The organism is Citrobacter sp. Ct235, from assembly GCF_030332305.1.
Classification (GTDB): Bacteria; Pseudomonadota; Gammaproteobacteria; order Enterobacterales; family Enterobacteriaceae; genus Citrobacter_A; species Citrobacter_A telavivensis.
The window spans coordinates 1-13,605 of the sequence record NZ_JAOWIC010000042.1; the positions used below are offsets into that span (position 1 = coordinate 1).

Below are 13,605 nucleotides of genomic sequence, written 5' to 3' on the forward strand. Positions count from 1 at the left end.
CTGACCGCTGCCATCACTACCGTACTGGCTAAAACCTACGGCGGTGCTGCTCGCGCATTCGATCAGATCGATAACGCGCCGGAAGAAAAAGCTCGTGGTATCACCATCAACACCTCTCACGTTGAATATGACACCCCGACTCGCCACTACGCGCACGTAGACTGCCCGGGCCACGCCGACTATGTTAAAAACATGATCACCGGTGCTGCGCAGATGGACGGCGCGATCCTGGTTGTTGCTGCGACTGACGGCCCGATGCCGCAGACTCGTGAGCACATCCTGCTGGGTCGTCAGGTAGGCGTTCCGTACATCATCGTGTTCCTGAACAAATGCGACATGGTTGATGACGAAGAACTGCTGGAACTGGTAGAGATGGAAGTTCGTGAACTGCTGTCTCAGTACGATTTCCCGGGCGACGACACGCCGATCGTTCGTGGTTCTGCTCTGAAAGCGCTGGAAGGCGAAGCAGAGTGGGAAGCGAAAATCATCGAACTGGCTGGCTTCCTGGATTCTTACATCCCGGAACCAGAGCGTGCGATTGACAAGCCGTTCCTGCTGCCGATCGAAGACGTATTCTCCATCTCCGGTCGTGGTACCGTTGTTACCGGTCGTGTAGAGCGCGGTATCATCAAAGTTGGCGAAGAAGTTGAAATCGTTGGTATCAAAGAGACTGCCAAGTCTACCTGTACTGGCGTTGAAATGTTCCGCAAACTGCTGGACGAAGGCCGTGCGGGTGAGAACGTAGGTGTTCTGCTGCGTGGTATCAAACGTGAAGAAATCGAACGTGGTCAGGTACTGGCTAAGCCGGGTACCATCAAGCCGCACACAATGTTCGAATCCGAAGTGTACATTCTGTCCAAAGACGAAGGCGGCCGTCATACTCCGTTCTTCAAAGGCTACCGTCCGCAGTTCTACTTCCGTACAACTGACGTGACTGGCACCATCGAACTGCCGGAAGGCGTAGAGATGGTAATGCCGGGCGACAACATCAAAATGGTTGTTACCCTGATCCACCCGATCGCGATGGACGACGGTCTGCGTTTCGCAATCCGTGAAGGCGGCCGTACTGTAGGCGCAGGCGTTGTTGCTAAAGTTCTCAGCTAATCGCTGATAACATTTGACGCAATGCGCATTAAAAGGGCATCATTTGATGCCCTTTTTGCACGCTTTCGAACCAGAACCTGGCTCATCAGTGATTTTATTTGTCATAATCATTGCTGAGACAGGCTCTGAAGAGGGCGTAGAGCCCGGAATGCCCACATGCATTTCGGCACAAGGTTGACAGGTTAGCCTCGCATTCGCGGGGTGAAATTATTTGTAGAATACTTCTGACAGGTTGGTTTATGAGTGCGAATACCGAAGCTCAAGGGAGCGGGCGTGGCCTGGAAGCGATAAAGTGGATCGTGGTTGTGGCATTGCTGATCGTGGCAATTGTTGGCAACTATCTTTATCGTGACATGATGCTGCCGCTGCGTGCGCTGGCCGTAGTAATTCTGATTGCTGCAGCGGGTGGTGTCGCGCTGTTGACGACAAAAGGTAAAGCGACCGTTGCTTTTGCCCGCGAAGCGCGTACTGAAGTACGTAAGGTCATTTGGCCGACTCGCCAGGAAACATTGCACACCACGCTGATTGTGGCTGCGGTTACCGCAGTAATGTCACTGATCCTGTGGGGACTGGATGGTATTCTGGTTCGCCTGGTTTCCTTTATCACTGGCCTGAGGTTCTGAGATGTCTGAAGCTCCTAAAAAGCGCTGGTACGTCGTTCAGGCGTTTTCCGGTTTTGAAGGCCGCGTAGCAACATCGCTGCGTGAGCATATCAAATTACACAATATGGAAGAGTTGTTTGGCGAAGTCATGGTGCCGACCGAAGAAGTGGTCGAAATCCGTGGTGGTCAGCGCCGTAAGAGCGAGCGTAAATTCTTCCCGGGTTACGTGCTGGTCCAGATGGTCATGAATGACGCGAGCTGGCACCTGGTGCGTAGCGTGCCGCGTGTGATGGGCTTTATCGGCGGTACATCTGACCGTCCGGCACCGATCAGCGACAAAGAAGTTGATGCGATTATGAACCGCCTGCAGCAGGTTGGTGACAAGCCGCGTCCGAAAACGCTGTTTGAACCGGGTGAAATGGTGCGTGTCAACGATGGCCCGTTTGCTGATTTCAACGGTGTCGTTGAAGAAGTTGACTACGAGAAGTCCCGCCTGAAAGTGTCCGTCTCTATCTTCGGTCGTGCGACCCCGGTAGAACTGGACTTTGCTCAGGTCGAAAAAGCCTAAGCAGCGATCAAAAAAGCGGCGATTTAATCGTTGCACAAGGCGTGAGATTGGAATACAATTTCGCGCCTTTTGTTTTTATGGGCCTGGCCCGTAGAACGATTTTTATATCACGGGGAGCTTCTCTGAAGCGTTATCACCCAATTTGAGGATTATTAGAATGGCTAAGAAAGTCCAAGCCTACGTCAAGCTGCAGGTTGCAGCTGGTATGGCAAACCCGAGTCCGCCGGTTGGTCCTGCTCTGGGTCAACAGGGTGTTAACATCATGGAATTCTGCAAAGCGTTCAACGCTAAGACTGATTCCATCGAAAAAGGTCTGCCGATTCCGGTTGTTATCACCGTTTACGCTGACCGTTCTTTCACCTTCATTACCAAAACGCCTCCGGCAGCTGTTCTGCTGAAGAAAGCGGCTGGTATTAAGTCTGGTTCCGGTAAGCCGAACAAAGACAAAGTAGGTAAAATTTCCCGCGCTCAACTGCAGGAAATCGCGCAGACCAAAGCTGCCGACATGACTGGTGCCGATATTGAAGCGATGACTCGCTCCATCGAAGGTACTGCACGTTCCATGGGCCTGGTAGTGGAGGACTAAGAAATGGCTAAACTGACCAAGCGCATGCGTGTGATCCGTGAGAAAATTGATGCGACCAAACAGTACGACATCAATGAAGCTATCTCTCTGCTGAAAGAACTGGCTACTGCTAAGTTCGTAGAAAGCGTAGACGTTGCCGTTAACCTCGGTATCGACGCGCGTAAATCTGACCAGAACGTACGTGGTGCAACTGTACTGCCGCACGGTACTGGCCGTTCCGTTCGCGTAGCCGTATTTACCCAGGGTGCAAACGCTGAAGCTGCTAAAGCGGCTGGCGCTGAACTGGTAGGTATGGAAGATCTGGCTGACCAGATCAAGAAAGGCGAAATGAACTTTGACGTGGTTATTGCTTCTCCGGATGCAATGCGCGTTGTTGGCCAACTGGGCCAGGTTCTGGGTCCGCGTGGCCTGATGCCAAACCCGAAAGTGGGTACTGTAACCCCTAACGTTGCTGAAGCGGTTAAGAACGCTAAAGCAGGTCAGGTTCGTTACCGTAACGACAAAAACGGCATCATCCACACCACCATCGGTAAAGTGGATTTTGACGCTGACAAACTGAAAGAAAACCTGGAAGCTCTGCTGGTTGCGCTGAAGAAAGCAAAACCGACTCAGGCGAAAGGCGTGTACATCAAGAAAATCAGCATCTCCACCACCATGGGTGCTGGTGTTGCCGTTGATCAGGCTGGTCTGAGCGCTTCTGCGAACTAAGATTAGCTTTACGTGGGCGGTGGATTTGTCTACAATTCTACCCCCACGATTCTGTTGAAAGAGACAGACACTATGTGAGTCATTTGAATTGCGGCCAATGCGGCTGAGATTCAAATGTCGAAGTCATAGAAAAGATTTGTTCGTTGGAGCCTGGCCTATCCAGGCCTCCGTCGAAGACCGCAGGTGTTTCGTAAGAGACTTAATCCCCTGCGTAGACGGTGACAGAACGCTAAGATTATTTTTGGATACTCTGGCTTGTTTCTGCTCACCGTATTAAGACGCTCTTTTCGTTGGAAAGAGTGAAGTGAGTTCCGGAACATGAGTTCCGGCAAACATCCAGGAGCAAAGCTAATGGCTTTAAATCTTCAAGACAAACAAGCGATTGTTGCTGAAGTCAGCGAAGTAGCCAAAGGCGCGCTGTCTGCAGTAGTTGCGGATTCCCGTGGCGTAACTGTAGATAAAATGACTGAACTGCGTAAAGCAGGTCGTGAAGCTGGCGTTTACATGCGTGTTGTTCGTAACACCCTGCTGCGCCGCGTCGTTGAAGGTACTCAGTTCGAGTGCCTGAAAGACACGTTTGTTGGTCCGACCCTGATTGCATACTCTATGGAACACCCGGGCGCTGCTGCTCGTCTGTTCAAAGAGTTCGCGAAAGCGAATGCAAAATTTGAGGTCAAAGCCGCTGCCTTTGAAGGCGAGCTGATCCCGGCGTCTCAGATCGACCGCCTGGCAACTCTGCCGACCTACGAAGAAGCAATTGCACGCCTGATGGCAACCATGAAAGAAGCTTCGGCTGGCAAACTGGTTCGTACTCTGGCTGCTGTACGCGATGCGAAAGAAGCTGCTTAATTGCAGTTATCTTTTTAAAGCATCTGCTTACGTATAAACTTATTCTGATATTCAGGAACAATTTAAATGTCTATCACTAAAGATCAAATCATTGAAGCAGTATCCGCTATGTCCGTAATGGACGTTGTAGAACTGATCTCTGCAATGGAAGAAAAATTCGGTGTTTCCGCTGCTGCTGCTGTAGCTGTAGCTGCTGGCCCGGTTGAAGCTGCTGAAGAAAAAACTGAATTCGACGTAATTCTGAAAGCTGCTGGCGCTAACAAAGTTGCTGTAATCAAAGCAGTACGTGGCGCAACTGGCCTGGGTCTGAAAGAAGCTAAAGACCTGGTAGAATCTGCTCCGGCCGCTCTGAAAGAAGGCGTGAGCAAAGATGACGCAGAAGCACTGAAAAAATCTCTGGAAGAAGCTGGCGCTGAAGTTGAAGTTAAATAAGCCAACCCTTCCGGTTGCAGCCTAAGAAATTAGGCTGATGGCTGGTGACTTTTTGGTCACCAGCCTTTTTGCGCTGTAAGGCGCCAGTAGCGTTTCACACTGTTTGACTACTGCTGTGCCTTTCAATGCTTGTTTCTATCGACGACTTAATATACTGCGACAGAGCGTCCGTTCTGGGTAAATCGCAATGAAATGGTTTAAGCGTGATAGCAACAGGCATTGCGGAAAGTATTCGATTTTCCGGTCAACAAAATAGTGTTGCACAAACTGTCCGCTCAATGGACAGATGGGTCGACTTGTCAGCGAGCTGAGGAACCCTATGGTTTACTCCTATACCGAGAAAAAACGTATTCGTAAGGATTTTGGTAAACGTCCGCAAGTACTGGACATACCTTATCTCCTTTCTATCCAGCTTGACTCGTTTCAGAAGTTTATCGAGCAAGATCCTGAAGGGCAGTATGGTCTGGAAGCTGCCTTCCGTTCCGTATTCCCGATTCAGAGCTACAGCGGTAATTCCGAGCTGCAATACGTCAGCTACCGCCTTGGCGAACCGGTGTTTGACGTTCAGGAATGTCAGATCCGTGGCGTGACCTATTCCGCACCGCTGCGCGTAAAACTGCGTCTGGTGATCTACGAGCGCGAAGCGCCGGAAGGCACCGTTAAAGACATTAAAGAACAAGAAGTCTACATGGGCGAAATTCCGCTCATGACCGACAACGGTACCTTTGTTATCAACGGTACTGAGCGTGTTATCGTTTCCCAGCTGCACCGTAGTCCTGGCGTCTTCTTTGACTCCGACAAAGGTAAAACCCACTCTTCGGGTAAAGTGCTGTATAACGCGCGCATCATTCCTTACCGTGGTTCCTGGCTGGACTTCGAATTCGATCCGAAGGACAACCTGTTCGTACGTATCGACCGTCGCCGTAAATTGCCTGCGACCATCATTCTACGTGCGCTGAACTACACCACTGAGCAGATTCTGGATCTGTTCTTTGAAAAAGTTATTTTCGAGATTCGCGACAACAAGTTGCAGATGGAGCTGGTGCCGGAACGCCTGCGTGGTGAAACCGCCTCCTTCGACATCGAAGCGAACGGCAAAATCTACGTTGAGAAAGGCCGTCGCATCACTGCGCGTCACATTCGTCAACTGGAAAAAGATGATATCAAACACATCGAAGTTCCGGTTGAGTACATTGCAGGAAAAGTATCCGCAAAAGATTACGTTGATGCTTCAACTGGCGAGCTGATCTGCCCGGCGAACATGGAGCTGAGCCTGGATCTGCTGGCGAAACTGAGCCAGTCTGGTCACAAACGTATCGAAACCCTGTTCACCAACGATCTGGACCACGGCCCGTACATTTCTGAAACCGTACGCGTCGACCCAACCAACGATCGTCTGAGCGCGCTGGTAGAAATCTACCGCATGATGCGCCCGGGTGAACCGCCGACGCGTGAAGCAGCTGAAAGCCTGTTTGAGAACCTGTTCTTCTCTGAAGACCGTTATGACCTGTCTGCGGTCGGTCGTATGAAGTTCAACCGTTCTCTGCTGCGCGACGAAATCGAAGGTTCCGGTATCCTGAGCAAAGACGACATCATTGAAGTGATGAAGAAGCTCATCGATATCCGTAACGGTAAAGGCGAAGTCGATGATATCGACCACCTTGGCAACCGTCGTATCCGTTCCGTAGGCGAAATGGCGGAAAACCAGTTCCGCGTTGGCCTGGTACGTGTTGAGCGTGCGGTGAAAGAGCGTCTGTCTCTGGGCGATCTGGATACCCTGATGCCTCAGGACATGATCAACGCCAAACCGATTTCTGCCGCAGTGAAAGAGTTCTTCGGTTCCAGCCAGCTGTCTCAGTTTATGGACCAGAACAACCCGCTGTCTGAGATTACGCACAAACGTCGTATCTCCGCACTCGGCCCAGGCGGTCTGACCCGTGAACGTGCAGGCTTTGAAGTTCGAGACGTACACCCGACTCACTACGGTCGCGTATGTCCAATCGAAACGCCTGAAGGTCCAAACATCGGTCTTATCAACTCCCTGTCCGTGTACGCACAGACTAACGAATATGGCTTCCTTGAGACGCCGTACCGTCGTGTTGTTGATGGCGTGGTAACTGATGAGATTCATTACCTGTCTGCTATTGAAGAAGGTAACTTCGTTATCGCTCAGGCGAACTCCAACCTGGATGACGATGGCCACTTCGTAGAAGATCTGGTTACCTGCCGTAGTAAAGGCGAATCCAGCTTGTTCAGCCGTGATCAGGTTGACTACATGGACGTTTCCACCCAGCAGGTGGTTTCTGTCGGTGCGTCCCTGATCCCGTTCCTGGAACACGATGACGCCAACCGTGCATTGATGGGTGCGAACATGCAACGTCAGGCGGTTCCGACTCTGCGCGCTGATAAGCCGCTGGTAGGTACCGGTATGGAACGTGCTGTTGCCGTTGACTCCGGTGTAACTGCGGTGGCTAAACGTGGCGGTACCGTTCAGTACGTGGATGCATCCCGTATCGTTATCAAAGTTAACGAAGACGAGATGTACCCGGGCGAAGCAGGTATCGACATCTACAACCTGACCAAATACACCCGTTCTAACCAGAACACCTGTATCAACCAGATGCCGTGTGTGTCTCTGGGTGAGCCGGTTGAACGTGGTGACGTGCTGGCTGATGGCCCGTCTACCGACCTCGGTGAACTGGCGCTCGGTCAGAACATGCGCGTCGCGTTCATGCCGTGGAACGGTTACAACTTCGAAGACTCCATCCTCGTCTCCGAGCGTGTTGTTCAGGAAGACCGTTTCACTACCATCCACATTCAGGAACTGGCGTGCGTGTCCCGTGACACCAAGCTGGGGCCGGAAGAGATCACCGCTGACATCCCGAACGTGGGTGAAGCTGCGCTCTCCAAACTGGATGAATCCGGTATCGTTTATATCGGTGCGGAAGTGACCGGTGGCGACATTCTGGTTGGTAAGGTAACGCCGAAGGGTGAAACCCAACTGACGCCGGAAGAGAAACTGCTGCGTGCGATCTTCGGTGAGAAAGCGTCTGATGTTAAAGACTCTTCTCTGCGCGTACCAAACGGTGTTTCCGGTACGGTTATCGACGTTCAGGTCTTTACGCGTGATGGCGTAGAAAAAGACAAACGTGCGCTGGAAATCGAAGAGATGCAGCTGAAGCAGGCGAAGAAAGACCTGTCTGAAGAACTGCAGATCCTCGAAGCGGGCCTGTTTAGCCGTATCCACGCTGTGCTGGTTTCCGGTGGCGTTGAAGCTGAGAAGCTCGACAAACTGCCGCGTGACCGCTGGCTGGAGCTCGGCCTGACCGACGAAGAGAAACAAAATCAGCTGGAACAACTGGCTGAGCAGTATGACGAACTGAAACACGAGTTCGAGAAAAAACTCGAAGCGAAACGCCGCAAAATCACTCAGGGCGACGATCTGGCACCGGGCGTGCTGAAGATTGTTAAGGTATATCTGGCGGTTAAACGCCGTATCCAGCCTGGTGACAAGATGGCAGGTCGTCACGGTAACAAGGGTGTTATTTCTAAGATCAACCCGATCGAAGATATGCCTTACGATGAAAACGGCACGCCGGTAGACATCGTACTGAACCCGCTGGGCGTACCGTCTCGTATGAACATCGGTCAGATTCTGGAAACCCACCTGGGTATGGCTGCGAAAGGTATCGGCGATAAGATCAACGCCATGCTGAAACAGCAGCAGGAAGTCGCGAAACTGCGTGATTTCATCCAGCGTGCGTACGATCTGGGCGCTGACGTTCGTCAGAAAGTTGACCTGAATACCTTCAGCGATGAAGAAGTTCTGCGTCTGGCTGAAAACCTGCGCAAAGGTATGCCAATCGCAACGCCGGTGTTTGACGGTGCGAAAGAAGCGGAAATTAAAGAGTTGCTGAAACTGGGTGACCTGCCGACTTCCGGCCAGATTACTCTGTTCGATGGCCGTACGGGTGAGCAGTTCGAGCGTCCGGTAACCGTAGGTTACATGTACATGCTGAAACTGAACCACCTGGTCGACGACAAGATGCACGCGCGTTCTACCGGTTCTTATAGCCTGGTTACTCAGCAGCCGCTGGGTGGTAAGGCGCAGTTCGGTGGTCAGCGCTTCGGGGAGATGGAAGTGTGGGCGCTGGAAGCTTATGGCGCCGCATACACCCTGCAGGAAATGCTCACCGTTAAGTCTGATGACGTGAACGGCCGTACGAAGATGTATAAAAACATCGTCGATGGCAACCATCAGATGGAACCGGGCATGCCGGAATCCTTCAACGTACTGTTGAAAGAGATTCGTTCGCTGGGTATCAACATCGAGCTGGAAGACGAGTAACTCTCGCTCAAACAGGTCACTGGTGCTGGCGTAACCGCCAGCACCAGATTGTGCTAACTCCGACGGGAGCAAATCCGTGAAAGACTTATTAAAGTTTCTGAAAGCGCAAACTAAAACCGAAGAGTTTGATGCGATCAAAATTGCTCTGGCCTCGCCAGACATGATCCGTTCATGGTCTTTCGGTGAAGTTAAGAAGCCGGAAACCATCAACTACCGTACGTTCAAGCCTGAGCGTGACGGCCTTTTCTGCGCCCGTATCTTTGGGCCGGTAAAAGACTACGAGTGCCTGTGCGGTAAGTACAAGCGCCTGAAACACCGTGGTGTGATCTGTGAGAAGTGCGGCGTTGAAGTGACCCAGACTAAAGTACGCCGTGAGCGTATGGGCCACATCGAGCTGGCGTCTCCGACCGCTCACATCTGGTTCCTGAAATCGCTGCCGTCCCGTATCGGCCTGCTGCTCGATATGCCGCTGCGCGATATCGAACGCGTACTGTACTTTGAATCCTATGTGGTTATCGAAGGCGGCATGACGAATCTGGAACGCCAGCAGATCCTGACTGAAGAACAGTATCTGGATGCGCTGGAAGAGTTCGGTGACGAATTCGACGCGAAGATGGGTGCGGAAGCTATTCAGGCCCTGCTGAAGAGCATGGATCTGGAGCAAGAGTGTGAAACTCTGCGTGAAGAGCTGAACGAAACCAACTCCGAAACCAAGCGTAAGAAGCTGACCAAGCGTATCAAACTGCTGGAAGCGTTCGTACAGTCTGGCAACAAGCCAGAGTGGATGATCCTGACCGTTCTGCCGGTTCTGCCGCCAGATCTGCGTCCGCTGGTTCCGCTGGATGGTGGTCGTTTCGCAACGTCCGATCTGAACGATCTGTATCGTCGCGTGATCAACCGTAACAACCGTCTGAAACGTCTGCTGGATCTGGCTGCGCCTGACATCATCGTACGTAACGAAAAACGTATGCTGCAGGAAGCAGTTGACGCCCTGCTGGATAACGGTCGTCGTGGTCGTGCGATCACCGGTTCTAACAAACGTCCTCTGAAATCTTTGGCCGATATGATCAAAGGTAAACAGGGTCGTTTCCGTCAGAACCTGCTCGGTAAGCGTGTTGACTACTCTGGTCGTTCTGTTATCACCGTCGGTCCGTACCTGCGTCTGCATCAGTGCGGTCTGCCGAAGAAAATGGCACTGGAGCTGTTCAAACCGTTCATCTACGGCAAGCTGGAACTGCGTGGCCTCGCCACCACCATCAAAGCCGCGAAGAAAATGGTTGAGCGCGAAGAAGCTGTCGTTTGGGATATCCTGGACGAAGTGATCCGCGAACACCCGGTACTGCTGAACCGTGCACCAACACTGCACCGTCTGGGTATCCAGGCCTTTGAACCGGTACTGATCGAAGGTAAAGCCATTCAGCTGCACCCGCTGGTTTGTGCGGCATATAACGCCGACTTCGATGGTGACCAGATGGCTGTTCACGTACCGCTGACGCTGGAAGCCCAGCTGGAAGCGCGTGCGCTGATGATGTCTACCAACAACATCCTGTCTCCTGCGAATGGTGAGCCAATCATTGTTCCTTCTCAGGACGTTGTATTGGGTCTGTACTACATGACCCGTGACTGTGTTAACGCCAAAGGCGAAGGCATGGTGCTGACTGGCCCGAAAGAAGCTGAGCGTATTTATCGCGCTGGCCTGGCCTCTCTGCATGCGCGTGTTAAAGTGCGTATCACTGAATACGAAAAAGATGCTAACGGCGAGTTCGTTGCGCACACCAGCCTGAAAGACACGACCGTTGGCCGTGCCATTCTGTGGATGATCGTACCGAAAGGTCTGCCTTTCTCCATCGTCAACCAGGCGCTGGGCAAGAAGGCTATCTCCAGGATGCTGAACACTTGCTACCGTATTCTGGGGCTGAAACCGACCGTTATTTTTGCGGACCAGACGATGTACACCGGCTTTGCTTATGCAGCGCGTTCAGGTGCATCCGTTGGTATCGATGACATGGTCATCCCGGAGAAAAAACACGAGATCATCTCTGAAGCCGAAGCGGAAGTTGCTGAAATCCAGGAGCAGTTCCAGTCTGGTCTGGTCACCGCCGGCGAACGCTACAACAAAGTTATCGATATCTGGGCCGCGGCGAACGATCGTGTATCCAAAGCGATGATGGACAACCTGCAGACTGAAACCGTGATTAACCGTGACGGTCAGGAAGAACAGCAGGTTTCCTTCAACAGCATTTACATGATGGCCGACTCCGGTGCGCGTGGTTCTGCTGCACAGATTCGTCAGCTGGCAGGTATGCGTGGTCTGATGGCGAAGCCAGATGGCTCCATCATCGAAACGCCAATCACTGCGAACTTCCGTGAAGGTCTGAACGTACTCCAGTACTTCATCTCCACGCACGGTGCGCGTAAAGGTCTGGCGGATACCGCACTGAAAACAGCGAACTCCGGTTACCTGACGCGTCGTCTGGTTGACGTTGCACAGGACCTGGTCGTTACTGAAGACGACTGCGGCACCCTGGAAGGCATCACCATGACGCCGGTTATCGAAGGTGGCGACGTGAAAGAGCCGCTGCGCGATCGCGTTCTGGGTCGTGTGACTGCGGAAGACATTCTGAAGCCGGGTACGGCGGATATTCTGGTTCCACGCAACACGCTGCTGCACGAACAGTGGTGTGACCTGCTGGAAGCGAACTCCGTTGACTCAGTGAAAGTCCGCTCCGTTGTATCCTGTGACACCGACTTTGGTGTATGTGCGCACTGCTACGGTCGTGACCTGGCGCGTGGCCACATCATCAACAAAGGTGAAGCCATCGGCGTTATCGCGGCACAGTCCATCGGTGAGCCGGGTACACAGCTGACGATGCGTACGTTCCACATCGGTGGTGCGGCATCTCGTGCGGCTGCTGAATCCAGCATCCAGGTGAAAAATAAAGGTAGCATCCGTCTGAGCAATGCGAAGTCGGTTGTGAACTCCAGCGGTAAACTGGTTATCACCTCCCGTAACACTGAGCTGAAACTGATCGACGAATTCGGTCGTACCAAAGAAAGCTATAAAGTGCCTTACGGCTCTGTGATGGCGAAAGGTGATGGTGAGCAGGTTGCCGGCGGCGAAACCGTCGCGAACTGGGATCCGCACACCATGCCGGTTATCACGGAAGTGAGTGGTTTTGTCCGCTTCACTGACATGATTGACGGTCAGACCATTACGCGTCAGACCGACGAACTGACCGGTCTGTCTTCTCTGGTGGTTCTGGATTCCGCAGAACGTACTACCGGTGGTAAAGATCTGCGTCCTGCGCTGAAAATCGTTGATGCTCAGGGTAACGACGTTCTGATCCCGGGTACCGATATGCCTGCGCAGTACTTCCTGCCGGGTAAAGCGATTGTTCAGCTGGAAGATGGCGTACAGATCAGTTCTGGTGACACCCTGGCGCGTGTTCCGCAGGAATCAGGCGGTACCAAGGATATCACCGGTGGTCTGCCGCGCGTTGCGGACCTGTTCGAAGCACGTCGTCCGAAAGAGCCGGCAATCCTGGCTGAAATCAGTGGCATCATTTCCTTCGGTAAAGAAACCAAAGGGAAACGTCGTCTGGTTATCACCCCGGTAGACGGTAGCGATCCGTACGAAGAGATGATTCCGAAATGGCGTCAGCTCAACGTGTTCGAAGGTGAACGTGTAGAACGTGGTGACGTGGTTTCCGACGGTCCGGAAGCGCCGCACGACATTCTGCGTCTGCGTGGTGTTCATGCTGTGACGCGTTACATTGTTAACGAAGTTCAGGATGTATACCGTCTGCAGGGCGTTAAGATTAACGATAAACACATTGAAGTTATCGTTCGTCAGATGCTGCGTAAAGCCACCATCGAAAGCGCAGGTAGCTCCGACTTCCTGGAAGGCGAACAGGTTGAATACTCTCGCGTCAAGATCGCTAACCGCGAACTGGAAGCGAACGGCAAAGTGGGCGCAACGTTCTCCCGCGATCTGCTGGGTATCACCAAAGCGTCTCTGGCAACCGAATCGTTCATCTCTGCCGCATCGTTCCAGGAGACCACGCGTGTCCTGACCGAAGCAGCCGTTGCGGGTAAACGCGACGAACTGCGTGGCCTGAAAGAGAACGTTATCGTAGGTCGTCTGATCCCGGCGGGTACCGGTTATGCGTACCACCAGGATCGTATGCGTCGCCGTGCTGCGGGTGAACTCCCGGCTGCACCGCAGGTGACTGCAGAAGACGCCTCTGCCAGCCTGGCAGAACTGCTGAACGCAGGTCTGGGCGGTTCTGACAACGATTAATCGTTGGTGCCCGGCGGTGAAAATTGCCGGGCAAAGGAAGCGTAGGTCGGGTAAGCGTAGCGCCACCCGGCAACAAAAAACCCGCCTCGGCGGGTTTTTTTTACGTCT

Annotated in this window: 9 protein-coding genes; all 9 read left to right on the top strand. The window is 52.7% G+C overall.

The annotated features are described in order from the left end of the window. The coding region (tuf, locus tag OGY35_RS09005; RefSeq protein WP_286632077.1) for an elongation factor Tu at window positions 1-1,104 on the top strand (1,104 nt) is incomplete at its 5' end. A 239-nt stretch (window positions 1,105-1,343) separates the two neighbouring features. After that, entirely contained in the window at window positions 1,344-1,727 is a 384-nt protein-coding gene (gene secE / locus OGY35_RS09010; RefSeq protein WP_046493551.1) for a preprotein translocase subunit SecE, read from the top strand. Between the two features lies 1 nt (window position 1,728). After that, window positions 1,729-2,274 (top strand): transcription termination/antitermination protein NusG, encoded by a 546-nt coding sequence (nusG, locus tag OGY35_RS09015; RefSeq protein ID WP_003862341.1) that lies wholly within the window; start codon window positions 1,729-1,731, stop codon window positions 2,272-2,274. Window positions 2,275-2,431: 157 nt separating this feature from the next. Next, window positions 2,432-2,860, top strand: coding sequence for a 50S ribosomal protein L11 (rplK, locus tag OGY35_RS09020; RefSeq protein WP_012133815.1), 429 nt, complete (start codon window positions 2,432-2,434; stop codon window positions 2,858-2,860). 3 nt (window positions 2,861-2,863) lie between these two features. Next, window positions 2,864-3,568, top strand: a complete 705-nt coding sequence (rplA, locus tag OGY35_RS09025) for a 50S ribosomal protein L1 (protein WP_046493695.1) — start codon at window positions 2,864-2,866, stop codon at window positions 3,566-3,568. A 351-nt stretch (window positions 3,569-3,919) separates the two neighbouring features. Continuing rightward, complete coding sequence (rplJ, locus tag OGY35_RS09030; RefSeq protein ID WP_001207203.1) at window positions 3,920-4,417, top strand: 50S ribosomal protein L10; 498 nt, start codon at window positions 3,920-3,922, stop codon at window positions 4,415-4,417. 66 nt (window positions 4,418-4,483) lie between these two features. Continuing rightward, on the top strand, window positions 4,484-4,849 hold the full coding sequence (gene rplL, locus OGY35_RS09035) for a 50S ribosomal protein L7/L12 (protein WP_012133812.1): 366 nt from the start codon (window positions 4,484-4,486) through the stop codon (window positions 4,847-4,849). A gap of 319 nt (window positions 4,850-5,168) precedes the next feature. After that, complete coding sequence (rpoB, locus tag OGY35_RS09040; protein ID WP_152401311.1) at window positions 5,169-9,197, top strand: DNA-directed RNA polymerase subunit beta; 4,029 nt, start codon at window positions 5,169-5,171, stop codon at window positions 9,195-9,197. A gap of 76 nt (window positions 9,198-9,273) precedes the next feature. Further along, the gene (gene rpoC / locus OGY35_RS09045; RefSeq protein ID WP_286632079.1) at window positions 9,274-13,497 is read left to right on the top strand and encodes a DNA-directed RNA polymerase subunit beta'; all 4,224 of its coding nucleotides are present in this window, start codon (window positions 9,274-9,276) and stop codon (window positions 13,495-13,497) included. Window positions 13,498-13,605 lie beyond the last annotated feature (108 nt).

Excerpts from the sequence above, each read along its gene's own strand:
- rpoB (WP_152401311.1), top strand. The coding sequence starts at position 5,169 with ATGGTTTACTCCTATACCGAGAAAAAACGTATTCGTAAGGATTTTGGT.
- secE (WP_046493551.1), top strand. The coding sequence starts at position 1,344 with ATGAGTGCGAATACCGAAGCTCAAGGGAGCGGGCGTGGCCTGGAAGCG.
- rplA (WP_046493695.1), top strand. The coding sequence starts at position 2,864 with ATGGCTAAACTGACCAAGCGCATGCGTGTGATCCGTGAGAAAATTGAT.
- nusG (WP_003862341.1), top strand. The coding sequence starts at position 1,729 with ATGTCTGAAGCTCCTAAAAAGCGCTGGTACGTCGTTCAGGCGTTTTCC.
- rplJ (WP_001207203.1), top strand. The coding sequence starts at position 3,920 with ATGGCTTTAAATCTTCAAGACAAACAAGCGATTGTTGCTGAAGTCAGC.
- rplK (WP_012133815.1), top strand. The coding sequence starts at position 2,432 with ATGGCTAAGAAAGTCCAAGCCTACGTCAAGCTGCAGGTTGCAGCTGGT.
- rplL (WP_012133812.1), top strand. The coding sequence starts at position 4,484 with ATGTCTATCACTAAAGATCAAATCATTGAAGCAGTATCCGCTATGTCC.